This is a genomic window from Corynebacterium silvaticum (assembly GCF_004382825.2).
GTDB lineage: Bacteria > Actinomycetota > Actinomycetes > Mycobacteriales > Mycobacteriaceae > Corynebacterium > Corynebacterium silvaticum.
In genome coordinates, this window is record NZ_SDQO02000004.1 from 129,321 (window position 1) to 154,122 (window position 24,802).

16 protein-coding genes and 8 pseudogenes are annotated in these 24,802 nt (G+C 55.9%); 5 read left to right on the forward strand and 19 right to left on the reverse strand.

Annotation, left to right across the window (positions count from 1 at the left end; genetic code table 11):
• Window positions 1-293: 293 nt before the first annotated feature.
• From dapC to typA, 6 genes are read right to left on the reverse strand one after another with little or no spacing between them, the layout of a single operon-like run.
• Window positions 294-1,388 carry a succinyldiaminopimelate transaminase gene (dapC, locus tag ET810_RS10440; protein WP_087453743.1) on the reverse strand — a complete coding sequence of 365 codons (1,095 nt, stop codon included), beginning with the start codon at window positions 1,386-1,388 and terminating at the stop codon, window positions 294-296.
• Window positions 1,389-1,410: 22 nt separating this feature from the next.
• The gene (gene fdxA, locus ET810_RS10445) at window positions 1,411-1,728 is read right to left on the reverse strand and encodes a ferredoxin (RefSeq protein ID WP_013241627.1); all 318 of its coding nucleotides are present in this window, start codon (window positions 1,726-1,728) and stop codon (window positions 1,411-1,413) included.
• A gap of 48 nt (window positions 1,729-1,776) precedes the next feature.
• Window positions 1,777-2,178, reverse strand: a complete 402-nt coding sequence (locus ET810_RS10450; protein WP_087453742.1) for a hypothetical protein — start codon at window positions 2,176-2,178, stop codon at window positions 1,777-1,779.
• 4 nt (window positions 2,179-2,182) lie between these two features.
• On the reverse strand, window positions 2,183-3,067 hold the full coding sequence (gene mshB, locus ET810_RS10455) for an N-acetyl-1-D-myo-inositol-2-amino-2-deoxy-alpha-D-glucopyranoside deacetylase (protein ID WP_087453741.1): 885 nt from the start codon (window positions 3,065-3,067) through the stop codon (window positions 2,183-2,185).
• Window positions 3,067-4,623, reverse strand: coding sequence for an ABC transporter family substrate-binding protein (locus ET810_RS10460; protein WP_171483244.1), 1,557 nt, complete (start codon window positions 4,621-4,623; stop codon window positions 3,067-3,069). Before ET810_RS10460 ends, mshB begins: the two co-directional genes overlap by 1 nt.
• Window positions 4,624-4,633: 10 nt before the next feature.
• Complete coding sequence (gene typA, locus ET810_RS10465) at window positions 4,634-6,544, reverse strand: translational GTPase TypA (RefSeq protein WP_087453740.1); 1,911 nt, start codon at window positions 6,542-6,544, stop codon at window positions 4,634-4,636.
• Between the two features lie 371 nt (window positions 6,545-6,915).
• Here typA and ET810_RS10470 point away from each other — a divergent pair, with 371 nt between their 5' ends.
• The 4 genes and pseudogenes from ET810_RS10470 (at window position 6,916) to ET810_RS10485 (ending at window position 9,237) form a co-directional block, all read left to right on the forward strand.
• Entirely contained in the window at window positions 6,916-7,626 is a 711-nt protein-coding gene (locus ET810_RS10470; protein WP_134316017.1) for an Rv1157c family protein, read from the forward strand.
• On the forward strand, window positions 7,626-8,159 hold the full coding sequence (locus ET810_RS10475) for a ribonuclease FAU-1 family protein (RefSeq protein ID WP_087453738.1): 534 nt from the start codon (window positions 7,626-7,628) through the stop codon (window positions 8,157-8,159). The genes ET810_RS10470 and ET810_RS10475 overlap by 1 nt, the downstream gene beginning before the upstream one ends.
• Entirely contained in the window at window positions 8,156-8,500 is a 345-nt protein-coding gene (gene arsC, locus ET810_RS10480) for an arsenate reductase (glutaredoxin) (RefSeq protein WP_087453737.1), read from the forward strand. The genes ET810_RS10475 and arsC overlap by 4 nt, the downstream gene beginning before the upstream one ends.
• Window positions 8,501-9,237, forward strand: a pseudogene (locus ET810_RS10485) (S1 family peptidase). It abuts the gene before it with no gap.
• An 89-nt stretch (window positions 9,238-9,326) separates the two neighbouring features.
• On the opposite strand, the gene ET810_RS10490 reads toward ET810_RS10485, so the two are convergent.
• The 13 genes and pseudogenes from ET810_RS10490 to ET810_RS10550 form a co-directional block, all read right to left on the reverse strand.
• Window positions 9,327-11,918 (reverse strand): FtsX-like permease family protein, encoded by a 2,592-nt coding sequence (locus tag ET810_RS10490; RefSeq protein ID WP_134316018.1) that lies wholly within the window; start codon window positions 11,916-11,918, stop codon window positions 9,327-9,329.
• Window positions 11,918-12,605, reverse strand: a pseudogene (locus ET810_RS10495) (ABC transporter ATP-binding protein). Before ET810_RS10495 ends, ET810_RS10490 begins: the two are co-directional and overlap by 1 nt.
• A complete protein-coding gene (locus tag ET810_RS10500; protein ID WP_134316019.1) occupies window positions 12,605-13,138 on the reverse strand; it encodes a helix-turn-helix transcriptional regulator in 534 nt (177 codons plus the stop codon). The pseudogene ET810_RS10495 and the gene ET810_RS10500 overlap by 1 nt, the downstream one beginning before the upstream one ends.
• 165 nt (window positions 13,139-13,303) lie before the next feature.
• Window positions 13,304-14,980 (reverse strand): annotated as a pseudogene (locus tag ET810_RS10505) (dipeptide ABC transporter ATP-binding protein).
• 5 nt (window positions 14,981-14,985) lie between these two features.
• Window positions 14,986-15,943: pseudogene (locus ET810_RS10510) on the reverse strand (ABC transporter permease).
• Window positions 15,936-16,868 (reverse strand): annotated as a pseudogene (locus tag ET810_RS10515) (ABC transporter permease). Before ET810_RS10515 ends, ET810_RS10510 begins: the two co-directional pseudogenes overlap by 8 nt.
• Window positions 16,869-16,959: 91 nt before the next feature.
• Window positions 16,960-18,539: pseudogene (locus tag ET810_RS10520) on the reverse strand (peptide ABC transporter substrate-binding protein).
• A gap of 251 nt (window positions 18,540-18,790) precedes the next feature.
• Window positions 18,791-19,176: pseudogene (locus ET810_RS10525) on the reverse strand (NUDIX hydrolase).
• Window positions 19,173-19,640, reverse strand: coding sequence for a nucleoside/nucleotide kinase family protein (locus ET810_RS10530; RefSeq protein ID WP_087453735.1), 468 nt, complete (start codon window positions 19,638-19,640; stop codon window positions 19,173-19,175). Before ET810_RS10530 ends, ET810_RS10525 begins: the two are co-directional and overlap by 4 nt.
• Window positions 19,637-20,392, reverse strand: a complete 756-nt coding sequence (locus ET810_RS10535) for an energy-coupling factor transporter transmembrane component T family protein (protein WP_134316020.1) — start codon at window positions 20,390-20,392, stop codon at window positions 19,637-19,639. Before ET810_RS10535 ends, ET810_RS10530 begins: the two co-directional genes overlap by 4 nt.
• Complete coding sequence (locus tag ET810_RS10540) at window positions 20,389-21,789, reverse strand: ABC transporter ATP-binding protein (protein ID WP_087453733.1); 1,401 nt, start codon at window positions 21,787-21,789, stop codon at window positions 20,389-20,391. The genes ET810_RS10535 and ET810_RS10540 overlap by 4 nt, the downstream gene beginning before the upstream one ends.
• 298 nt (window positions 21,790-22,087) lie before the next feature.
• Entirely contained in the window at window positions 22,088-22,702 is a 615-nt protein-coding gene (locus tag ET810_RS10545; protein WP_087453732.1) for an ECF transporter S component, read from the reverse strand.
• A 151-nt stretch (window positions 22,703-22,853) separates the two neighbouring features.
• Window positions 22,854-23,737: pseudogene (locus ET810_RS10550) on the reverse strand (2-dehydropantoate 2-reductase).
• Window positions 23,738-23,866: 129 nt separating this feature from the next.
• Between ET810_RS10550 and ET810_RS10555 the strand changes: the two are divergent.
• A complete protein-coding gene (locus ET810_RS10555) occupies window positions 23,867-24,793 on the forward strand; it encodes a DUF808 domain-containing protein (protein WP_087453731.1) in 927 nt (308 codons plus the stop codon).
• Window positions 24,794-24,802 lie beyond the last annotated feature (9 nt).

A 24,802-nucleotide genomic window follows, 5' to 3' on the forward strand; every position in this document is an offset into this window, starting at 1 on the left:
ACCTTGTTGATTGTAGCGGTAATCGAAACTTCTCAAAACTCCCGACACAGGATTCATAAACTCTAATCTTGTCACGTAACGCTCTAGCAGCGGCAGATAACGACAACTTCCACTCTCCTAGTGACAGATAAGAAACCTTTCCGCACGATATCGAAACCCCAATTTGAGGCATATCCATAAAATTTAACGCTCTTATTTATAGGACCTACCGTGTGTAGAAACAGTCGGTAGAATTTTCCGCATAAGTCCGATCTGCTAAATCAAGTCCGCAGTGAAAGTAACTCCGTTGATCTTTAGTTTTGCAAGCGTGCTGCAAAAGCTGTCACTCGCTCATCAGTGGATGTAAGAGCAATGCGAACATGTTTTTCCGCGCTAGGACCATAGAAATCTCCGGGTGCAACGAGGATGCCTCGGTCAGCAAACCATTCCACTGTGGAACGGCAGTTTTCTCCTCGTGTCGCCCACAAATAAAGACCAGCCTCTGAGTCTTCGACGGTAAAGCCCGCGTCGACAAGCGCGCGTAGGAGAGTTGCGCGGCGACGTGCGTAGCGTAGCTTCTGGAAAGTCTCCTGGTCGTCATCGTTGAGCGCGGCAGTCATTGCAGCTTGGATTGGTCCAGGAATCATAAGGCCTGCATGCTTGCGCACTTCGGTGAGCTCGGCGATCAGCTCCGCATCGCCGGCTAAGAAACCTGCTCGGTAGGAGGCGAGGTTGGAAGTCTTTGAGAGCGAATGGATCGCTAGGAGACTTGTTTGGTCCTCATCGTTGACGCGCGGATCTAGGATAGACACCGCTTCGCCTTCCCAGGTCAGCCCCAAATAGCACTCATCGGAAGCAATGATGACATTGTTTTCGCGCGCCCACGCCACGATCTCGCGCAGTGTCTCGATGCTGAGAACTTTGCCTGTGGGGTTCGATGGGGAGTTGAGATAAACGAGGTCGATGTCTTCGGGACTAGGAAGGGTGTGGGGGGCGTCGCTGCGCTTGGGGGTGGCACCTGCGATAAGAGCGGAGACCTCATAAGTTGGGTATGCCACCTCAGGGATTACTACGGTGGAGTTGATCCCTAGGAGAGAAGGTAGGAGCGCAATAGCTTCTTTTGTCCCGACAACCGGCAGCACCCCTCCTACGCAGGGGATGTTGTAGCGCCTGGCCAGGGATGCGATTATGGCGTCGCGAAGTTCGGGCGTCCCGATGGTCTGAGGGTAGCCAGGAGCTGCAGCGGCTTCCGCTAGTGCGAGGCAAATGCCTGGGGATACTTCGTCGACAGGCGACCCCACGGAGAGGTTAATTATTCCGTCTGGGTGCGACTGTGCCTTGGCTTTTGCTTCTGCGAGGGAGTTCCAGGGGAAATCGGGAAGCTTTGTTCCTAGCGGGCTGCGGCTCATGGTCCGTCCTTTGAAGATGTTTTTACGCCTGTGGAGGGAGGTCGGCTACGAGTTTGGCGTCGAAGTCCTGCGGGCCGAGTTTGGCCGCGCCGCCCGGGGAGCCGAGGTCGTCGAAAAATGCGGCGTTGGCATCGTTGTAATCCAGCCACTCGTCTGGAACGTCGTCTTCATAAAAAATTGCTTCGACCGGGCACGCAGGTTCGCAGGCTCCGCAGTCGACGCACTCATCGGGGTGGATGTACAGGGAACGCTTTCCCTCGTAGATGCAATCGACTGGGCATTCCTCAACGCATGCTCGATCCATGACATCAACGCAGGGCTGTGCGATTGTGTACGTCATTGCTTATAGATCTCCACTTCACGTATTCGGATGATTCGATTCATTATGTCACTTTCCGCGCAGCAGAGGCCAACCGCCTCCTACAAAACCTGCGATCATGAGTAGGAGGGGGCGGAGGCTTGCCCCAAGCAACTGGTCGCCCGTCACGCCTCCCGCTACCATGAGCCCAAAGAATCCCAACGCCCACGCATACATTGGGATAAGCGCAATGGCTGAATTTTTAGTCCACAACATCGCTGTTTTTGTCAGAACCATGTTGAATAAGAACGCGATTGCGACGGTATAAGGCACAGGCACTGGTCCGACCCAGGTGTTGAGATAGACGATTTCTAGGAGGACGGAGATAACCCCTCCTAGGGAGAGCCAGAAGAGCCCCCATGCGGCTTCTCCCCTACTGAATTCTTGGTATACGTAGGAACGGTTGTCATCGCTTGTTATGTGTTCAGCCACTCTTTTATCTCACTAGTTCTGCGACAATGTCGACGCCGCTAGGAAGGGGGCCTTGGCCCATCTGGTAGCACTCCGTGCGTAGGAGAGGTTGGGCGATCAAGTTGCTCAACGCAAAAACAGCCGGCGCCGCATTCGGATCGCTAATGCCAGCGATGGCGGCGTGGGGATTGGTCGCAGTTGTGGATCCGTCTGCAATCCAGAGTTGGGTTGCATGGGCTTTCATCGCTTCCTTTTTCCTAGCGAAGGCCTCGTCGCTCAGTAGGAGACGGATGTCGACGTTCTCGACGCACGCTATTTCATTTTGGCGCGGGCGTCGCCAAGCTTCGGGAACGGCGCTGATGGCATCGAGCCCTGTGTCAAGGTCTATCTTATCAGTGACGGCCCAGATGATGCGGGCGACGGGCACGCGTCGAACGGCTTCGTGAGTAATTGTGTGCGCTTGGATGTGGTCTGGGTGCCCGTATCCTCCGTCGGGGCCGTAGGTGATCACGAGGTCGGGATTAATCTGCGCCAGAATCTCGGCGAGTTGCTCCACCGCTTCCTCACCGGAGGAGATGAATGCGCGAGGATGTTCATTTGCTTTATCGCCGATCATTCCCGAGTCGCGCCAATATCCCGCCCCGCCAAGGTGCTCCCCTCTCGCACCTAGGAGAGAGAGGGAGCGCGACAGCTCCCCAATCCGGAATCCCCCCAGCTGATCGGCCGCGTCCGCGACGAGCCCTTGATAAGGTTCGCCGATGACCTCCCCCTGCTCTCCTAGCGTGCACGTCACCACGGTGACGTCAGCGCCACGGAGTGAGAGTTCTGCGATGAGTCCGCCGGTCCAGATGGCTTCATCGTCGGGGTGGGCATGGACGGCTATTACTTTTTTGCCGATAAGGTCGCGCATTAGTCCTCTTTGGGTGTCCACGTGGCCAGGGCTGCAAGGTCTTCTGGCCATTGATCTAGCTGTTGGTCCGGTCCTACGATACCGCTACCGCGCACTTGTAGGCGCAGGTCTTTGGTGATCTCGGTAGTAAAATGTTGACTTGTTTCGATGTTGGCGGCGATGCCATTGAAGTCCTCTGACGTGCGGGTTCCAGCGAGCACTTCGCTAATTTCGGCATCGGTCTGTTTGTTGCACCAGTTAGTGAAATTGGTGGCCGGCTTGGGTCGTGAGCATTGGTAGCGATCAAGATTGTTCGCAGAATTCCACGTTACGATGGCATCCACGCTGCCGTCGATAAGCTTCGTGCCTAGGAGAGAGGTGGTGTCCGTGGTCACGAGCTTCGCCCCCACCCCATGGCGAGCAAGAAGGTCGACAAGCGCACGGGCGGCGTTTTCTGCGTGTGGGTCTGCGGGATCTACGCCGATCCTCACATCCCTTCCTAGCGACGTAAGCAGCTCCGCATGGGGCTCATAGCTTTCCGACGCCACCACCAAATCACTAGAACGCCCCATAGCCAGCTTGGCAATCAATCGGCGGTCCACCAGCGACTGCAACTCGGCCCGTTGGGCCTCGCTCAGGTTAAGGTTAGCGATCAGTTGGAGCGTCAGCGGGCTTTCCTGCGTGCGTACCTGGGTGTTTGGCATGAGCTCGAACGCCTCGCGGGCGACCTCCGTAGGAGTGATGTCAAGGTAATGGATTTGCCCCGTCCGCAGCATCTCCGCACCCTGGGTTACGTCGCGAACCTCGGAGAAGGTGATTGTCTCATTCTTCGCAGGGTTTTTGCCCCAGAATCGATCGTTGCGATTAAGCGTAAGAATTCCCCGCTGCTTATCGACGCTCACCAGTGAGTACTTCCACCCCGAAGCCGGAATACTGTGGGCCATGACCGAAGTGAAGCTGGCGTCGCTATCGCGCAATAGGTGGCTGGGTAGGAGGGAGGAAAAGAGGGTGTGCCAATCGGCTACCTTCGCAGCAAAATCCACGTCCACTGTGCGGCCACCATTAGAGGAACGAATGCCGGCTATTGCTCGATACTTCGACGCATCCAGGACACCCGGGTTTGTCGACTTCGCATCCCAGAGATACTGGAAGTCAGACACCGTGATGGGGGTTCCATCGCTCCACTGAGCTTCCGATCGAATGGTATACCGCACTGTCTGAACGGCACCCGTGCCAGCGGCTGGCTCTATCTCCTGCGCGGAGGTAAGAAGATCGGCATTGATCTCCCCTCCCACGAAGGCGCTAGGAAGGACGAGGGAGGCCAGCGCACGAACAAACACAGAGTCATCCGATAACACGTGCGGATTCAATCCCCCGGTAATCGGGTCTATGCCTATCGACACCGACTTTTTGGTTTTCTTTTCCGACTTCGGCGCAGCCGAAGTGCTACTGGCCGCACTACTAGCGGGCGTAGCTTCCGGTTCCTTTTCCACAGGTGCGGGACCGGGGTTTGCCGAACATGACACAAGCACCGCGGCCGAGACTGTTGCTAGGAAAACGCGGTGCTTGTTCATCATGCGAGCTATCTTACTTGTTGCGTGCTTTCTCACGTGCACGGGCACGGCCACGCTCGGTGGCATTGAGAACAACCTTGCGTACGCGTAGGACGTCTGGGGTTACCTCCACGCACTCGTCCTGCCCACAGAACTCCATAGCCTCGTCCAAGGACAGCACATGTGCCTTGGCCAGGGTGACGGTTGCGTCGGCAGTAGCTGAACGCATGTTGGTCAGCTTCTTTTCCTTGGTGATGTTCACATCCATGTCTTCATCACGGTTGTTGGCACCAACGACCATACCCTCATAAGCTTCCATGCCCGGCTCGACAAAGAAGTTGCCACGGTCGGAAAGCTGGGTGAGAGCATAAGCGGTGATCTGACCGGAACGGTCTGCCACGAGGGATCCGGATGCGCGGCCCTTGATTTCGCCCGCCCACACGTCGGTGCCTTCTGAGTAGGAGTTGGCGATACCGGTACCACGGGTCTCGGTGAGGAAGATGGTACGGAAGCTGATCAGGCCTCGCGCGGGAACCTTGTATTCCATGCGTACCCAGTCATCAGAGATGTTGTCCATGGACAGCATCTGACCTTTACGAGCAGCCATCAGCTGGGTGACGTTGCCCTGGTACTCCGATGGAATATCGATAACCATGTGCTCATAAGGCTCGTAGAGCTTGCCGTCGATGGTCTGCGTAACCACCTGAGGCTTGCCGACGGTCAGCTCAAAGCCTTCACGACGCATCGTTTCCACGAGAATCGACAGCGACATTTCACCACGGCCCTGAACTTCCCACGCGTCTGGACGCTCAGTAGGAAGGACGCGGAGAGACACGTTACCGATCAGTTCCTGATCCAAGCGTGCTTTCACCACACGTGCAGTCAGCTTGTCGCCGCCGCCACGGCCGGCCATTGGCGACGTGTTCACGCCAATGGTCATGGAGATTGCAGGCTCATCAACGGTGATGCGAGGAAGAGCGACAGGGTTTTCCGGGTCAGCGAGGGTATCGCCGATCATCACAGAATCAATGCCGGAGATAGCGGCAATGTCTCCCGCCACAACCTCGTCTGCGGGCACGCGGGTCACACCAACGGTGCGCAGCAGCTCGGCGATTTTAGCACTCTTGACGTGCTGGTTACCGTCCTCATCGTAGTGGATCCAGGCAACCTGCTGTCCCTTCTTCAATGTTCCGGAGTGCACGCGGATCAAGCCGATGCGGCCTAGGAAGGAGGAAGAGTCCAAGTTGGTCACGTGTGCCTGCAAAGCTCCGTCGACGTTGACGGTGGGCTCTGGCATAACGTCGTAGATGACGTCGAAAAGCGCTTGCAGGTCTTCAGCCTCAGGTACGTTGCCGTTGCCGGGATTTTCCACAGATGCCTTGCCTTCGCGGCCAGAAGCGTAGAGAACCGGCAGGTCGAGCAGCTGCTCGGCGGCTTCTGCAGCCTCCGGATCATCCAAGGCTGAGGCCAGCTCTAGGAGGAGGTCCTGGGACTCCTCGACGACCTCGTCGATACGCGCGTCGGGACGGTCAGTCTTGTTGACCAAGATGATCACTGGCATTTTGGCTGCGAGGGCCTTGCCCAGAACGAATCGGGTCTGTGGCAGCGGGCCTTCGGAGGCGTCGACAAGCAAAACGACGCCGTCCACCATGCTCAAGGCGCGCTCAACCTCGCCGCCGAAGTCAGCGTGGCCAGGCGTATCGATCACGTTAATGACAAGATCGTTACCATCTTTGCCGGCACCTTTACGACGAATGGCCGTGTTCTTGGCCAAAATGGTGATGCCCCTTTCCTTTTCTAGGTCTCCAGAGTCCATCACGCGGTCGACGAGCTCTGCGTGTTCATCGAAGGCGCCTGACTGACACAGCATGGCGTCTACAAGGGTGGTCTTTCCGTGGTCAACGTGCGCAACGATGGCTACATTGCGAAACTCTGGACGGGTCAAAAGTGTCTCCTGAAAAATTGGATGCGCCTGGTGAAATCGTGCCGCACAATCGTGCGAAGAGTGCGGGCGCATAGTACAGCGCTGTTACATTACTCCACTTACCCATAACTGTGCACGTTAGAAACGTGAATACAGCAACATGTAACAAAAAGATCACGATGAGCGACGTGTATCAAGAGAGGAATTTTCTAGTTCCCCCACATTGAGAATATTAGTTAGTAACCCTTGACACCTTTAAAGCAGTGACTACTGTTATTCGAGTAAACTCTTGTGATTATTGTGACTTGCTATTGTGCTTATCGACGCCCTTCACCCGCTCAACGCATCTCTCTATAAGGCAATAACAAATCCAATAGCTAGGAAGGCTGTACGTGCGCCGAATTACCCACGCCATCACCGCAACGCTTCTCGCGGCTACTGGCACCCTCACCTCCGTTGGTGGTGCGACTGCTATGCCTGCGCAACCGCTGCCGGCAGCGCCCCTTTTGTCGTCCTCCTCGACGATCAACCTTTCCTCCTGGCTTCCCCTGGACCAATTCGGACGCCCCAACGCCGAGACACTAAGCAAAGCGAAAGACTTTGCCAACACCCTGCCTGAGCCGATCCGCGACCAGCTACTCGCAGCCGTGGCCTTCATCGAGGGAACCGGACAGGGTGACATCAAGGTCCCCGACAACGGCCCCCAGTTCAACCAGTTCCTCTGGCCAAGCATCGCAGGGCGCTGCATCAGCGGCCAGCTCACTGCTACCGGATCAGCAATCGCGGTCCCCGGACCCGCAGAGATTCCAGCACCGGGAGCGAAAGAAGGCGAAACTGCCTTTGTGTTTACCGCGCTAGGAACTGGGAAGCTCGGTCCCAACGAGCATCAAGCAATGAACGTCCACTGGTTTAACCTTTCCACGCTGCAAGGCGGAAGCACTCGCCTTGCCGGCCACGGGATCAACCCGGATGGGCCTAGCACCGTATCTGGAACCGCTGATACGGGGAAGGGGCGCGTCATTGCACTCATCGAGGGGACTATTGCCACCGAAGCAAGCCCCTGCACCTTCCTACCCACGGCTGCACTCTTCGAGGTGAAATAATGGTTGAACTGCATCCAGTGAAAAAGGAAACCTTCGACCCATTGTCGATGACCAATATCGACCCCAAAGGTTTTCAGCGACGCGTAGATGACTTTCACTCCACTGATTTCGGTCTATACATGGCACGGGGCGCCGACCATCCCAAATTTGGATACCTAGAGTCCTGGCTCCTCCCCAACTTGGGATTGCGCGCCAACATCTTCCATTTCCGCGAAGGCGTTGACGAACGTCAAGATTTCTACTTTGATGTCGCCGACATTTCCCGCGAAGACAACATGTGGGTCACCCGCGACTTGTATGTCGACCTCATCTCCGTGACAGGCGAACCCGTCAAAGTTGTAGACATCGACGAACTCGCAGCAGCAACCTCTGCCGGCATCATCACCGCTGAAGAAGCCGAGCGCGCGATTGACGCGACCCTTCTCGCCGTCGAAGGAATAACCCGCTACAACGACGACCCCATGAGCTGGCTTGCATCCCTAGGCTACGACTTAGAATGGGCCGACGCCGTCGAGCTGGAACCTGCACCATGATCACCATCTACCACAACTCCCAATGTTCTAAGTCGCGCGCTGCACTGGAGTTCGTGCAGGATCGGGGGCACGACGATGTGCAGGTCATTAATTATCTCTCTTCCCCTCCTAGCGAGGACACTCTCCGCAACCTCCTACACAAAGCAGGGCTGAGCCCCCACGAGGCGATACGAACAAACGAACAGCTCTACCAAGACCTGGGCCTCTCGCCAGAAACTTCCGACGACGATCTCATTGCTACGATGGTAAAACACCCCCGGCTTATTCAACGGCCGATCGTATCAACGGATAAAGGCGTACGCCTTGCACGTCCCACGGAAGTAATAGAGGAGATTCTCTAAATGCGGCTTTTTCGCCGATTATCCGCTGTCACCACCGCCGTCGCTCTCTCGCTAGGAATAGTTGCTCCTAGCCACGCAGTCGTCGGAGGCACCGCAACCAACCTAGTCTCGCCTACGTGGGACTAGGAGAGCAGCAATGCACAGGAGCTCTCATCTCTCCCGAATGGGTACTGAGCGCTCGCCACTGCCTTGGCGCAGGCCCATCAACTATCGGCGTCGGCGGCCAGGTCTTCCGAGCTGTCGAACAAATTCCCCATCCCGCCGCAGATATTGCGTTGATCAAACTCGATCGACCCTCCGGCACAGCCCAGATGACGCTTTCCAGCAACAACCTGTCTTTTGGTGAAAAAACTATCGCCGCAGGCCGGGGCGGGATCGGCCACGGCCACGCGCAGTGGGCAGAAGCTACAACACAGCGCCGTGTCACCAACGTTCCTGGCCCCGACCGTCAGGCCGTCTTAATTGAGCAATGGATCAGCCAAGGAATTCTCCGCCAAGGCGATTCCGGCGGCCCACTGATGGAGGGCAACGCTGTGGTCGGAGTTCTCAGCATGACCAGCCATACCGGAACGGTCGGCTGGTACACGCCTGTCGCAGAGCACGCCGAGTGGATTTCAGCCGTAAGCGGGGCGCCTATACCACACGCTTCGGATGCTCCTAGCCCGCTTATCGACGCCACTGCCTTCCCCACCGTCATCCCGCTGCCGAGTTTCCCGCTCCCCTTCGGCAGCCACTAACAATCCCATGCGGATTGGATTCTTCACTCACGCTTAATACACATATAACGAGGCCCTCACCTGTTTCTTGGTGAGGGCCTCGCTCCCTTCTATCGCCTAGGGACTAAGGAGTCATAGTCGCGACCCCGCTTTACCCCGTAGAGGTATCCTGTCAGCCAGCCGACAAAGACAACCCCCACTGCATGAACACCAACCACTATCCAAGGAATATCAAACACCCTGAACGGAATGTAGTCACCGTGTAGACGAATGGATTCGGCAAACTCTAGCGCAAGCAGCCACGCTATAGCTCCCACTGCGCCTACCAGTGCGACGAAGAGCCCTTGCATCGCGCTGAATCGTCGAATCAGTCTCTTCTCCCCTCCTAGGGAGAACATCGTGATGACTTCACGACGAGTCTCAAAGCTCGCCAACGCCACTAGGAGGAGGATGAGGCCAAAGCACAGCACCCACGATAGGAACATCGCAATTGTCACTCCAAAGCGATCTTGCGATGCCGACTGCTTGGACACCGTGACGCTAGCAAAGCCTTCGCCGGAATAATCTGGGTTGAGAGTCTCCCACCAGCTAAGCTTTGATCCTCCTACCAAGTGCGACGCCTGGAATACTGCTGCTGAGCCCAAGGACCGCGCAGTCTCCGGGGAGATCACTATGGCGTTGGTGTGAGCGCCTGGCACGGCCATCGCCAGAAGTTCGTGGCGGCTATCTTCCTCATCAGTCATTTTCTTTGTGATATCCACGCTGATTTTTCCCGATTTCACGAGGCTAGGATTAAAGGCCACTGCCCCGCCATGAGCGATCGTCTCTTCCAACCGGTTGAGGTCTTTTTTGTTAAGGCTCTTCAACTCGTTGTCGGCCAGCATGCCTATTACTGATGGCGTCACCACATGAACAGCGATTCCATTATCCCAATTGTTGAAGGTGCTAAAGGAATCCAACACTGAAGGCCTTGACCCCGCCCCGCTCACGTACTTAGTAGGAGGGTTGACGTTGATTTCGACGGGGCCTCCCCTCTGCGAGGAGTAATAAGGAGAGTATTCGTCGACACGCAATGGTGCGGAATGCTTTGTTTGCTTTTCCTTAATAATTGCCGCATAAGGGCTGGCGTCCGAAGCCACCGCTTTGTTCGCTGTGATCCGGATAGCGTTGACATGCGATTGCGGCGTTAGATTGACGGGGCCACCGGTGATGCTGAGGAATACAACGGCACATATCATCATTGTTCCAGTGATCGCGCCAACCGCAGGACCTGTCCGGGGCATGTTCCGGAGTGCATCGCGCAGCCCCAGCCTCATGCTCAGCGGCGTGCGGCGACCGAACCTCGCTAGGAAGAGGATTGTGGCCGGCGCCGATGCAATCGCACCGATAACAACTATCACAGACCACGCCCCCACCGGCTTCTCAGGATCCGAAAGCATAATGCTTATCAACCCCAAAGCACCAAGTGCTGGTCCTACGAGGTAGAGCGGTCGTAAGCGAACAATGCGTGTCGACGCCCCCTCCGCCAGCGCTTGAACAGGCTCCATTGAGGCACTGCGTATCGCGGGCATCAGAGCTGCACAAAGACCTGCAATGACTGCGACCGCAACAGACAGAAGCGAAATATCCCAAGCGAAACCGAAGACATGAGCCTCCGTAAAGATCCATGGGAGGACTGCGCCGAGGACTAGACCAGCCACCGTTCCTACTAAGGAACCCAGGAATCCTACGATTGCACCCTGCCACAACATAATCTGCCTCAGTTGCTGTGGATCTGCACCGATTGCGGCCAGCAATCCAGTCGAACGGATTGACCGCCGCGCAGCAACTGCGAAAACCGTGCCAACGATACTCGCGATCAAAATAACCGCAAGCGCCCCCATCGACACAAACATAAAGAATTTCTCTGTAGAAGCCGTAACATTTACGTAGGAGAAGAGGAAGGACGCGTACCTCGATGGGACCTCATACTGATCCACACTACGAACCGAGACTCCATTGTCCTCTTGGCCAGTGTCCTCGTCTAACACTTGCGACGAAACCCACGCAAGGGAAACCTCTTGAGGAAGCCGTGCGCTTACCAATTCTGCGTCACTGCCGAACTGTGCGACATTAATGTCTTCTTTGTTGACAATGCCAACCACGTTGGAGGACCTGTCATCGGTTCCCTCAGCGATGGTGAGGGTTAAAGGTTGTGCACCTGCCCAAGGGACAAACCTCACCTTCTCTCCTACTCCCTTGCCTAGGAGGGAGAGAGCGCTGTCGCTCAGCGCTATCTCACCGCGCGCTGGCACGTGCGGTTCGCCTTTCTCCTGCGGAGCAGTCCTCAGTGCAAGACGGATATCCGCACCATAGGAGCTAGCGACCGACGTGTCGAGCTGCCACACCGGGCTAAATGTATCGGCTATGCCGGAGGCAAGGTTCTTAAAACGCTCAACATCTGGTTTATCCAGCACCTCACGGTCTCGCACACACCAGGTTGCGTCTTTTTCCTCTTCTCCTGAGCAGACGGTGTTATTGATGTTCACATAGGTGCTAGGAAGGCGATCTTTCTCGTAGGAATAGGCCGAGAATCCCAATAGCGCATTGGTAAAAGCACAAATCACTACGATGGGCAGTGCGAAAAGAGAAATCGCTACACCTGATCGAATTTTGTGTGTAGTTAGCTCGCGCCCTGCCAGGCGCCTAGAAAGCGAAGTCACTATTGAGCCCCCTGCAATTTTCCGTCACGTAAATACACCGTGCGATCTGCATATGCGGCAAACCTTGGCTCATGCGTTACTAGGAGGCCGGCTGCGCCTTGGTCGATGCGCGACCGCAGCACAGCCATGATCGCCTCGCCGGTGGTGGTGTCGAGGGCGCCGGTGGGTTCGTCGGCAAGCAATAATCGACGATTGCCGATAAGAGCACGCGCGATGGCAACGCGCTGCCGCTCACCGCCAGAAAGCTCCGCGGGGAAGGAATCGCCCACGTTAGGAAGGCCGATGGATTCCAACGCTGCGAGGGCTTGTTCCTCACACTCCTTCCTAGTCATGGCGCCGAGCTCAAGTGGAAGAGCCACGTTTTCGGAGGCAGTGAGAGTAGGAATGAGGTTGAAGTCTTGGAAGACGAAGCCGACGGATTCGCGTCGCACGCGGGCGCGTTCTTTGGCGCTGAATCCGCTGGTGTCGCAGCCGTCGATAAGCACGCGCCCACGAGTAGGAGTGTCCAGGGTTCCCGCAATATTTAAGGAGCGTTGTTTTTCCAGCCCCTGATGGTCCCATAACTGCGACGAGTTCGCCGGGCTCTACGGTAAGCGACACAGAATCGAGAGTCACCGTTGTGTGAGAACCATCATCATGAATTTTGCCGATATTATCCAAGATCAATGCTGCTGGTTGGGTCATCATTATTGTTTTCCTTCTGCGGGGATCTCTAGAGTTTCTATGTAATCAAGCCATCTCGACTCTGCTTCAAGATTGAATATTCGTCTCTCCAGTAGGAGGCGGGCCGCGGTGCGTTGCGGTGCGAGTGCCATTTTTTGCTTCACGACGTCGCGAAGTTCCAGCATCACCGCTTCCCACTGCCGCTGCACCATCTCTCCTACTCCCGAAGCATTGGTGGCTTGAGCCATCGCAATTTTGATGACGAGCTCATCGCGCTGATTTTTAGAAAGCAGCGTGGGAGTACTCCACCATGTCTCCAGTTCGTCCCGCCCGTGAGAGGTAATGCCATACACCTGCGCGGTATGTCCTGTGCTGCCCTCTACTTCTCCTAGGGACTCGACAAAGTCGTCGCGCTCTAGTCTTTGGATTGTCTGAAATACCTGACCGATGTTGAGGGGCCAGGTGTGTTGCGTGAGTTCATGAAATTGCGTCCGCAACTCTCCTACTGGCCGTGGCTTAGCCGCTAGGAGGCTGAGTAGCGAGTGCCGAATGGTCATACGGTTGCCTTCTTTGCAAAGTTTCTTGTTACCAAAGAGATGGTTACTCGGTAACCATGAGTAAAAGTTACCGAGTAACCATCGAGATTGCAAGCTTTAAATGAAAAAGAGAGGAGATTCGCAAGGAATCCCCTCTCCTAGTGACAGCAGAGCCAACGGCGGTAACTACATCCCGGTGCCGAGCTCCACACCCAGACCAGGAACAGAATCAATGAGGTTACGCGTATATTCTTCCTTCGCCGCTAGGAAGAGGTCGTCGGTCGTCCCCTGCTCCACCACGCGTCCTTTTTGCATCACCACAACTTCATCCGCGGTTTGGCGCACCACGGCTAGGTCATGGGTGATAAACAGATAGCTCAAATTGAGTTCGGACTGCAGGTTGGCCAGCAGCTGCAGGATCTGGTTCTGAACCAGAACGTCCAGGGCGGAGACCGCCTCATCCAAAACGATGATCTCAGGGTTTAGTGCCAGCGCACGAGCTACGGCGATGCGTTGGCGCTGCCCGCCGGAGAGTTCGTTGGGATAGCGTCGCATGGCCGAACGCGGCATAGCCACCATGTCTAGGAGGTCGGCCACGCGTTTCTCTCGCTCTTTGCGATTTCCTACCTGATGCACCACAAGCGGTTCTTCGATGCATCGGAAAATTGAATACGTTGGATCCAATGAGCCGTAGGGATTTTGGAACACTACTTGCAGCTTGCGCCGCATCGCAAAGAGTTCCTTCTTTCCTAGCGTGGATAGGTCCGTGCCCTTGTAGTAGACCTTGCCTGAGGTTGGGTCGATAAGGTTGAGGACCATATTGGCCACGGTTGATTTACCGGACCCCGACTCTCCTACTAACGCGAGGGTCGTTCCTTGTTTGAGGGAGAAGCTGACGTCGTCGACAGCGCGCAGCTCAGCTTTTTCCCACGCTGACCGCGAACATCGAAAATCTTGGTGAGATTTTCTACCCGGATGATCTCTTTGCTGTCCGTCTTTTCAGAAGCGAGGATCTCGGAGCTTTCCACTCCATGTTCTTGCGCCGATTGAATGCGGGCAGAAGCCAAGGAAGGCGCCGCTTTAACCAACCACTTGGTGTATGGATGCTGCGGGTCGCGGAGAATCTGGAGGCTGGGGCCAGACTCAACGACGCGACCGCGGTGCATCACCACGAGGTGTTCGGCACGCTCAGCCGCCAATCCGAGGTCATGAGTAATAAAGAGAACTGCGGTTCCCAAATCCTGAGTGAGTCCACCCAGGTGATCCAGGATGCGCTTTTGTACCGTCACATCCAGGGCGGAGGTGGGCTCGTCGGCAATGAGCAGCTTGGGACGCGCAGCCAAACCGATACCGATAAAGGCTCGCTGGCGCATGCCTCCGGAAAATTCGTGCGGATATTGCTTCGCGCGGCGGTGGGCGTCGGGAAGCCCTGCTTCCTCCAAAAGCTCTGCGACGCGCAGTATCCATGTCAGAACCCGGGACCACATTGTTTGCTTTGAGCGACTCTTTTACCTGCGTGCCAATGCGCCACACAGGATTGAGGCTGCTCATAGGGTCTTGAGGGACAAGGCCGATCTACGAGCCTCGGTAGGATTGCATCTGCTTGTCGGAAAGTTTTGTGATGTCTTTTCCGTCAAACAAGATCTGGCCGCCCGTTACTTTTCCAGTTCCAGGGAGCAGTCCGATGATCGCCATTGCGGTGGTGGATTTACCCGAGCCAGATTCGCCCACGATGGCCACCGACTGGACGGGATAGATGGTCAAGTTGACGCCACGGACGGCGTCGACAGTGCCAGTTGAGGAGGTAAAGGAGATTTGTAGATCCTTCACCTCTAGAAGCGGCGCATTATTATTTTCACTCATGGCTCTTATCGCTTCCTAGCCTTCGGATCAAGGGCGTCACGGACTACGTCGCCCATCATGATAAAACTCAAGACTGTCGCACCGAGCGCTACCGCCGGATAAAACAGCACCGTGGGCTGAGTACGCAACGACACTTGGGCCTTAGCAATGTCTCCGCCCCACGAGACGATATTCGGTGGAAGGCCAATGCCTAGGAAGGACAGAGTGGCCTCTGCCACGATAAACGTTCTAGCGCCACCGTCGCGTACACGATAATCGGGGCCGCAGCATTAGGCAGAATATGGCTGCTGAGGATCTTCCACTTAGATGCCCCTACCGCACGAGCGGCAGTAACGAATTCCTCGTTTTTGACCGACAGCACGGCGCCTCGGGTGATGCGGGCAATGTTGGTCCAGCCAAACATAGCGAGTACCACCACAACCGTTATGACTGTGCGCTCCTGCTTAAACATCTGCATGACCACAATCGCCGCGAGGACGAGGGGGACGGCAAAGAAATGTCAGTAAGTCGAGACAGCAAGGTGTCCAGGATGCCACCAAAGAAACCAGCTGCAGCTCCGATAACGGTTCCTATGATCACTACCGCAAGAGTGGTAAACACACCTACCGCGACAGATGCCCGCGCGCCGTAAATCATGCGTGCATAGATGTCGCAACCTTGGCGATCAAAGCCAAAGGGGTGTCCTTCTGTCGGGTCTGCCAAGGATTTGGATAGCTCGCAAAAACCGGGATCCGTAGACGTGAACAGCTGCGGAATTACGGCGAGAAGCACTGCGGTAAGAATCAACGCGGCGGAGAACCAGAACAGTGGGCGGCGGCGCAGATACTTCCATGCTTCGCCCCACGTGGAGGTGGGGGCAGACTCGTCGGCGACTGCGTCGACAGCACCCAAGCCTGTCTCGTCTGTATCTGCGATGAAGTGCTCCTGCCCAGGATGAGGCTGGAAAATATTGTGATTATGCATAGCGGATCCTCGGGTCGAGCAAGGCGTAGATCAAGTCCACGACGAGGTTAGCGATGATATAGACGATCACGAGGACCGTGGTAAAGGACACGACTGTGGTGGGCTCGCCTTTGAGGATTGCCTGATACATCGTGCCCGTGCCGCCAACACCATTGATGCCAAAGATTCCCTCGGTCACAATAGCTCCGCCCATAAGTGCGCCAAGATCAGCGCCTAGGAAGGTGGCTACGGGGATCAGCGAGTTACGCAAGACGTGCCGCATGGTCACGTTTCTGCCACTTAGGCCTTTCGCCCGCGCGGTGCGCACATAATCTGCCCGCAGGTTTTCTGAGACTGACTGTCTAGTAAGGCGAACCACATAAGCAAAGGAGAGCGCCCCTAGGACGATCGCTGGCATGAGGAGCGACGTGATCGATGTGTTCGATCCGACGGTTACCGGCAGAATCCCCCCACTTCACGCCAACAAAGAACTGGAAAACAAAACCAATCACAAACGATGGAACTGCAATGACGATGAGGGACATGACGAGCACGGTGGAGTCGAAGATTCCGCCGCGACGCATTCCTGCGATCACGCCAAAGCAGATGCCAAAGACAGCTTCAAAGATAAGCGCCATGACGGCAAGTTTTATGGTCACGGGGAAGGCATGTGCCATGGCTTCCGCAACAGGGCGACCGGAGAAGGTGGTACCAAAGTCAAGGGAGAAAATGCCCTTGTATACAGCAGATATTGGATGATAAATGGCTTATCTAGATTGTATTCCGCCTCGATTCGTGCCCGGGCAGCTTCCGTCAGACCACGGTCTCCGCCGAGGGCTGCGACGGGGTCGCCAGGCATGAGGAATACGAGTGCGTAGAGCAGGAGTGTCGCACCAAAGAACACTGGGATCATTTGGAGCAAGCGGCGCCCAACATAGCGCAACATATGCAATTTCCTTAAAGCTTATTAACGATGGCTGAGCCCCGCGCAGAGTCCACGCGGGGCCAAGCAACAAACGTCTCTATGACGGTGGGTTTTAGCCCTTGGTGATTTGTTCGTACACAGGAACGGACTTCCAGCTGAATACCACGTTGTCTACGTTTTGCGAGTAGCCACCGGTCACATTCGAGTACCACAGAGGAATAGCAGGAAGTTCCTTGAAGAGGATCTCTTCTGCTTCCTGGTAAAGCTTGATTCCTTCTTCCACGGAGGAAGCTGCGGCAGCGTCGTTAAGCTTCTTGTCAAACTCAGGGTTGGAGTAGTCGCCATCGTTGGAGCTAGCGTTGGTGGCGTAAAGCGGGCTGAGGAAGTTGCCGAGAAGCGGGTAGTCGCCTTGCCAGCCGGTGCGGTATGCGCCCTTGATAGTGCGGTGAGTGACCTCGTCACGCAAAGACTTGAAGTCTGGGTATGGCTTGCCTGATGCGGAAATTCCCAGGTTGTTCTTGATCTGGTTAGCTACCGCATCGACCCACGACTGATGTCCGCCATCAGAGTTGTAGGCGATGGTGAACTCGCCGGTAAATGGCGAGATAGCGTCGGCCTTGGCCCACAGCTCCTTTGCCTTGGCAGCGTCGAACTTGGCTACGTCGCTTCCGGACAGCCCTTCCTTGTAGCCATCGACGACTGGGGAGGAGAAGTCCTTAGCTGGGGTACGGATTTCCTGGAAGATAGCCTTGGTTACTTCTTCGCGGTTAATCGCCAGGGAGATAGCTTGGCGACGCAACACGCCTTCCTCACCCGAGAAGTGCTCAAGCTTCTGCGGGATAGTAAAGGACTGGAAAACCGCAGCCGGTTGGTTAACAGCGCGCTCGCCGAGTTCACTCTTAAAGGTGCCAAACGCGGAGTCCGGAACGACATCGAGAACGTCGAGGTTACCGGCCAGGAGATCGGAATACGCAGCATCCTGAGAAGAATAGAACGTGAACTTCACGCCGTCGTTCTTAGCCTTGCGATCCCCGGTGTACTCCTCATTGGGCACAAGGGTGATGGACTCGTTGTGGTTCCACTCTGCAACCTTGTAAGGACCGGAGCTGATGGGCTTTTCACCAAAGGCCGCGATGTCATCAAACGCCACATCTGGAAGCGCAAAGTACGCGCTATATCCCAGGCGAGCGGGAAATCCGACACGGGCTGGGAAAGCTCAATGCTGAAGGTCTTATCATCGATGACCTTCAGCCCCTCAAGCTCCTTTACGCCGGAGCCGAATCCTTTCACAAGCTCAAAGAAAGAGGCATTGCGCTGATCATTAGCCACAGCGTAATTCCACGTCTTGACGTAATTCTCTGCCTTGATGGGAGTTCCGTCCGAGAACTTCAGTCCGTCTTTCAAGGTGACTTTGTATGTTCGATCACCTTCAAGGGTGATCGACTCGGCCTGCTCATTATGTGCCTTGCCATCCGAGTCATAGCGAACCAACCCCGAGTAAATAACATCCACGATGCGCCCGCCACCAGTTTCATTGGTGTTGGCAGGAATCAACGGGTTCTGCGGCTCCGAGCCGTTAGCCAGAACATAGTTTTTACCGGACTTGCTACCAGAGGAGTCCGAGGAGCAAGCAGCTAGGCTCACAGCAAGGGCCGCGGACATACCAACGGCGAGAGTCTTCTTAAGCGTCATTTACGACCTCCCAGGGGATGACGAACATCTTTCGCAATAGTCTCCAACCGGAAACGGGTCATTGCTTGCACGAACTCCTAGTCCGTGACGCATATCACACATAAGGGTTACGGACGTGCCCAGGTCACTAAAACTGTCCGCTTATAGTTTCTGCAAAAATTTCTCACCCTCTACCTGCACGTCAGACGAATGGTGAGTTTCCCCATATGATTTTAAAGTTATTATCTTGTTACCAAATGGGGGTAGAATTTTTACCCCCTCAGGGCAGGAAAAACCACATCTCGGGACAGTGGGGCTAACCTCTCAGAACCGCTGTCGAGTCCGAACCACGCGATTTCTGCAATTTCTTCGTACACGGTGTGCGGTTTTTCCTCCTCGCTATAGAGAAACACGTCACAGTCAACGGTCGCCCCCGGCTCGTTGGCAGCTGGTGCCTGATAGCGTCCGATTGCTTCTAGTTCATCAGCACGCATCCGGATATGTAGTTCTTCAGCGATCTCCCGAATCGCCGCCGCCACAGGTTCCTCCCCCTTCTCCAATTTTCCGCCAGGCAGCATAAAAAGTCGGTTTTTCTTTTACGTACACTCGCTACTTTTCCCTCGTTAAAAAACACAACTGCCGCGATTCTGATAATCATGCCTCTCCTAGCCATAACCGCACATCCGCATCCGGGATCTTTGCAAAATGAGCCTGCTCCTGCTCCGCCCATATGTCCCACCACGGTCCATACTCAGGGTCGCGCGCCAAGGCCCGCGTTTTCCGCCACGATTCCGGGCCGTCAAGGACAACGCTAAAAACATAGCCTTTGCTTTTCGACGCCGCCACCGTCTCCCTCGTGATCGCCCCAACCCCCTCGATCACCAGGTTCTTAGCCTGCACAGGCACCCACTCGCCCCGCCGGTGATGCTGCCAATCCCACCGCCAATACCCAGCGGCCTCGCCCAACACCTCCTCGGCCACAATCCGCGACCCCTCAGCAAGGCCATGCCAGCCTGGGTAAATATCATCAAGGTGCACCAGCTCAAACCCCAAAATCCCCGCCAGCTTCCTAGCGAGTGTGGTTTTTCCGGAACCAGAGGGGCCGTCGATAAGCACAATCATGCGCCCAAGAACCTAAAACTGCCCGTGTACACCGAAACCGCAATCGCCACTGTCGACATCGCACCGCATGCCGCGACTAGGAGGGCGTCACGACGCCCAAAAGTTGAGGTTCTCGCCCATGTCCTATCCGGATACCGGCCAAAACCCCGAGCCTCCATCGCCGTCGCCAGCTTCGCGCCGCGTCGCAACGCTAAAACAAGCAGGCCAAACGTCACAGAAAAAGCGGTCTTCATGCGGCCTTTGTCATCCAACCCCCTCGCCCGGCGCGCCCGGCGCAGCGACTGCCAATCCCGACGAAACAGCGAGATAAGCCTGGTGCTGGCCACTGCCCCAATGACAAATCGAGACGGTAGCTTGAGCACCTGAGCAAGCCCATCTCCTAGTTCCGTGGGATCGATGGCTGTCAGCAACACAATGACCGGCAGCCCTACAGCTAACACACGCACCATGATCGCCGCGGCAAGACTCAAAGAATTATCCGTCACATGTGCAAAAAGAAAAGACGCATACTCGTGGCCTTCGGGCCTGCCGTATAGGGCCATCGAGAGCCCAGCTATTGGCGTAGCAATGAAAATAGAAAGACCGCGCCGCGCCAGCACTCGCCAGCTCACCCCAACGCAGGGCGCACACACCACTGTAAACATCACCGCAATAGCTGCGGACACAATATCCACGCTGATCAAAAGAGGCGTGGTAAACAAGGCAAGGCCGAGGACGCGAGAGACCGGGTTGACGTCCTTGATGAGGTTCATAGCTGAATCTCCTTGTCTCCTAGCGCCGCGCGGTACAGCGGGTCGTGGGTAATGGATACCACCGTGGTTCCGTCCGCCGTGAGTTGGCGCAAGAGCAGAACGAGTTCGGTAAAAGTGCGGCGATCCTGGCCAAAAGTCGGTTCGTCTAAAAACACCACGTGAGGTGTGTTCACCAGAATGGTAGCCACAGAAAGCCGTCGTTTTTGTCCCCCAGACAACGTAAAAGGATTCGCTTCCGCCAAGTGATCCAGGCGGAGCGTCGCTAGGAGAGAGTCAGCGCGACGACGCGCCTCGTCTTGGGACGTTTTCGACCCTCGGGCACCGACAAGAAGTTCCTCGCGCACCGTTTTAGCCACAAACTGGTGCTCAGGATCTTGGAAGACATATCCCATACGGGTAGCAAGCGCTGTCGAGGACCATGTATAAGGGTGGGGGCCGAGCTTTCCGGCGATTGCCGGGTCTACCCGTACTTCCCCTCCTAGGGACGGAAGTAGTCCTGCGAGGGTGAGCAAGGTCGTTGTTTTTCCAGCGCCGTTGGCCCCGGTGAGCACAGTCGAATAGCCCCTAGGTATGGCAAGGTCCAGCGAGTGGCGTAGCGGAGAATCCCAGCCCACGGCTAAATCATGCGTGGTCAGTGCGTGTTCTTCCGATGAGCTCACCGGTTGTGCCGCGGGTAGGAGGGGGTCGTTGCCCGGCACCCACACGCCTCCTTGCGCGAGTTCTTCCCCGTGCTGAGAAATCACAGTATCCGCAGGGCCATCGGCGATGATGCTTCCGTCATCGCCTAGCACGACGATGCGATCAACAAATGCGAGCCACGTATCCACGCGGTGCTCAATAATTATTACAGTGGCGTTCGTGGCATCCGCGTCGGTTTCCACTGCTGCCACCACGTCGCGCACCCCCTGTGGGTCCAGGTTGGCGGTGGGTTCGTCGAGAAGCAATAAATCGGCGCCCATAGCAAGCACTCCGGCAAGTGCGAGCCGCTGTTTTTGGCCTCCCGACAGCAACGCGGTGGGGTGGTCCAGAGGCAGCTGCAATCCAACGTGGTCCAAGGCAACAGGCACGCGACGCCATATCTCGCCCCTAGGAAGGCGGAGGTTTTCGCAGCCAAACGCCACATCATCTCCTACTCGCGAGGAAATAACCTGCGAATCCGGGTCCTGCAGCACCATCCCAGGCGTCGCATTGACTTCTAGTAGGCCTTCGCTTTCCCCCTCATCGGCACCTAGCACTCCTGCCAGAGCAGAAAGTAACGTGGATTTTCCCGCGCCCGACGCCCCGAGTAGGAGGATGCGTTCCCCACGCTCCACCTCAAAATTGATGCCCTGCAAAGCATGCTTGATACGACTTGAGTGGCGGTACCCAAAATCCCGGGCATAAATCTGAGGAGGCATTCCTATCTTCCTAATCAACAAGGCGGTGCTGGGAACAGTGCTTTTAGTCCAACCGCATATGGCCCAGCCCAGCCAACGCGGCAACCGCCCTCATCGTTGGGACGCGCGGAGAGATGATGACGCGAAAAGGCCATCATTGTCGTTTTTGAGAACGGTAGAGCGTACGTCACGCATAAAAGCGCAGGACAGCTTTTCTTGTGTTCTCAAAAACGACATTCCCTTTCCTAGTCGCGTAACCAGCTATGTGCCACGCGCGGAAAACTCATGGCACGAGCTGAGTGCGAGCCGAGCGAGAGCGTTACACCCGCGCGCGAGCTTCCCGACCTGCGGCGAAGCGATCTAAAGCACCAGTTGAGGCAAGCGCTTTGACCAAGAGGTAGCTCACGAGTCCCGCTAAAATCGCACCGGAGACTGCCATCGCCCCTAAATACGTCAGATTAAACGCAAGTGTCTTGGCGTAATTTGCGCTAAGGAAGAGCTCGAGGATGAATGCGCCGACTCCAGCGCCCACGCCCGCAAGCATCGCGACGACCACGCCAAAACGCTTATACAAAAAGACAGCCAGAATCAGTTCTGCCCCCAAGCCCTGCGCTAGACCCGAATACAGCGTTTCAATCCCCCATTGATTTCCGATTCCTGCGGAGACTGCAGCCGCCAGAACTTCCACGAATACCGCAGCGCCAGGCTTACGAATAACAAGCCCACCGATCACGCCACCCATCAGCCAGATGCCGGTGGCAATACCTCCTAGTCCAGGAGTAAGTGCGTTGGCCGCCTGATACCACGCGTATCCAACGGAGTTCCAAGCCCAGAAGATCAATCCGCAGGCAATGCCCAGGACTGAAGCAATAACAATATCCACAACGCGCCAGGACGCGCGCGCGGAAGCAGATGAAGATACAGATGTACTCATGTTTTTCTCCCTATCGCCGGCATTATCCGGATCAGGTTCCTACGGTTTGGGCTTTACGACGCAACATATAGCGGCCCATCTCAGCTCAAGGCGTATCGCCCCTTAAGCACCCGTTTCCTCTGTGCGCTTATGCGCGCGGGACAGTTTACCTCTATCGGTGGGAAAGAACATCAAGGATCAGGCGATGCATTCGTGCTTCCCTACCCCCGCGCTCCGCCATCCGCACCACAGCTCCCACTTGAGCATCCAACTCGCTAGGAAGGCCCTCAAGAATATCTCTTTGCATGGAGCTGGTCACGTGAGCCGCCTGAGGATCTGCGAACGCAAGCGTGGTCTCCACAACATCCGAGGGAAGATCAATTCCTAATGCATGTCCGGCCTCTTCAACCTCCCGCATTAAGTTTCTTAAATCCGCACGGTATGTTGTGCGAACGTCGCCCAAAGGCTTCTCCACAAGGGCACCTAGCGCACCAAAACACGTGACAAACATAGCTTTGCCCAAATGTCCTCCATCACCGCGGGGTGAACAATCGGTTCGATGCCCGCCTTAGCTAAAGCCTGCTGCAATTCATTGACAGTGTCCTGTGTTGCCGGGTCTACCGAGCCAAAGGTAAAGCTCAGGACGCCTCCAGTGAATTCGACTTCCGCAGGCCCCCTCCTAGTAAGGAAACTGCGCACCACGCCTGGGATCACTGAAGCCGGGCCAAAGGCGTCGATAGCTATCTGTGGCATTTCCACAGAATTTTGTGTGGTCACCAGCACGGCACCGCGAGGCAGTGCTTCTGGCAGCTCGGGAGCAGAAAGCGTCTTCGTGGCTAGGAGAAGGATGTCTGCCGACTCTATTTCTGAAAGAGAAGACACCGCCTGTACGGGAACGTCTCGAAGTCCCTCGGGAGTATGAATGCGCAGTCCCCTGCTTCTTAGTGCTCGCAAGCTCTCATTTCGAGCCACAAAAGTAACGTCTGTTCCAGTTTCATGAAGCAAAGCGCCGAAGTATCCGCCAACCACCCCGGCGCCGATAATAACGATGTGCATGATCTAGACCTTATGCCACTTCACAGCACCACAAGACGGTTATCCCCCTTTGTTTTTCTGTTGGGTAGATGGCGGGGTTCCCCGCTACGATGGAATTTCTATATTTCCCTCTCTTGTTAGGATTCTCTCATGGCTGGTGGCCTCGCTGCCCTTCTCGACGACGTAGCCCTTATCGCCCGAGCCGCTGCCGCCAACGTTGATGATGTTGCAGCAGCAGCCGCAAAAACGAGTGCCAAAGCCGCAGGCGTGGTGGTCGATGACACCGCGGTGACCCCGCAATATGTCAAAGGAGTAGCGCCCGCTCGGGAACTTCCTATCATCTGGCGTATTGCCAAAGGGTCCATCGTTAACAAGCTGTTCATCATCTTGCCCATAGCGTTGTTGCTCAACGCCATAGCTCCGAGTCTGCTCACTCCTATCCTTATGCTCGGAGGTGCCTACCTGTGCTTTGAGGTCGCAGAAAAAGTCTGGGAAATGATCTCCGGCAAGCAGCACGCGAGTGAGGAAGAAGCAGGCAATAAAGACGAGAACACTCTCGTCCGAGGCGCGATTACCACTGACCTCATCCTTTCTGCAGAGATCATGGTTATCTCGCTGAATGAAGTAGCCGACAAGAGCATCTGGATGGAAGCCGCAGTTCTTATCACTGTCGGAATTTTTATCACTGCAATTGTCTACGGAGCGGTTGCCCTCCTAGTCAAGATGGATGACTTTGGGCTAAAACTTGGCACGCGCGACTCGGCTGGTGCCAAGCGACTCGGCAGAGGACTCGTCACGGCGATGCCCAAGGTGCTCAATGCGATTTCGATTATCGGAATGCTGGCCATGTTGTGGGTGGGCGGGCATATCGTGGTCGCCGGCCTTGCAGAACTTGGGTGGTGGCACCTTCCGCATAATGTGATCCATGATGTTGTTCACCACGTGGAGCACTTAGGTAAGTTTGTCCGCTGGATTGCAGAAACAACATGCTCGTTGATCTTCGGCCTTCTACTAGGCGGCATCATCGTAGCTCTCGTTGAGCCAATTCACCGTGCGTTGCATAAGAAGAAGCATTAAACGCTTCTA

Bases quoted from the DNA above. Each gene is read 5' to 3' on its own strand.
- ET810_RS10540 (WP_087453733.1), bottom strand. From the start codon at position 21,789: ATGCCTCCTCAGATTTATGCCCGGGATTTTGGGTACCGCCACTCAAGT.
- fdxA (WP_013241627.1), bottom strand. From the start codon at position 1,728: ATGACGTACACAATCGCACAGCCCTGCGTTGATGTCATGGATCGAGCA.
- ET810_RS10530 (WP_087453735.1), bottom strand. From the start codon at position 19,640: ATGATTGTGCTTATCGACGGCCCCTCTGGTTCCGGAAAAACCACACTC.
- ET810_RS10475 (WP_087453738.1), top strand. From the start codon at position 7,626: ATGGTTGAACTGCATCCAGTGAAAAAGGAAACCTTCGACCCATTGTCG.
- ET810_RS10555 (WP_087453731.1), top strand. From the start codon at position 23,867: ATGGCTGGTGGCCTCGCTGCCCTTCTCGACGACGTAGCCCTTATCGCC.
- ET810_RS10545 (WP_087453732.1), bottom strand. From the start codon at position 22,702: ATGAGTACATCTGTATCTTCATCTGCTTCCGCGCGCGCGTCCTGGCGC.
- dapC (WP_087453743.1), bottom strand. From the start codon at position 1,388: ATGAGCCGCAGCCCGCTAGGAACAAAGCTTCCCGATTTCCCCTGGAAC.
- arsC (WP_087453737.1), top strand. From the start codon at position 8,156: ATGATCACCATCTACCACAACTCCCAATGTTCTAAGTCGCGCGCTGCA.
- mshB (WP_087453741.1), bottom strand. From the start codon at position 3,067: ATGCGCGACCTTATCGGCAAAAAAGTAATAGCCGTCCATGCCCACCCC.
- ET810_RS10500 (WP_134316019.1), bottom strand. From the start codon at position 13,138: ATGACCATTCGGCACTCGCTACTCAGCCTCCTAGCGGCTAAGCCACGG.
- ET810_RS10460 (WP_171483244.1), bottom strand. From the start codon at position 4,623: ATGATGAACAAGCACCGCGTTTTCCTAGCAACAGTCTCGGCCGCGGTG.
- ET810_RS10535 (WP_134316020.1), bottom strand. From the start codon at position 20,392: ATGAACCTCATCAAGGACGTCAACCCGGTCTCTCGCGTCCTCGGCCTT.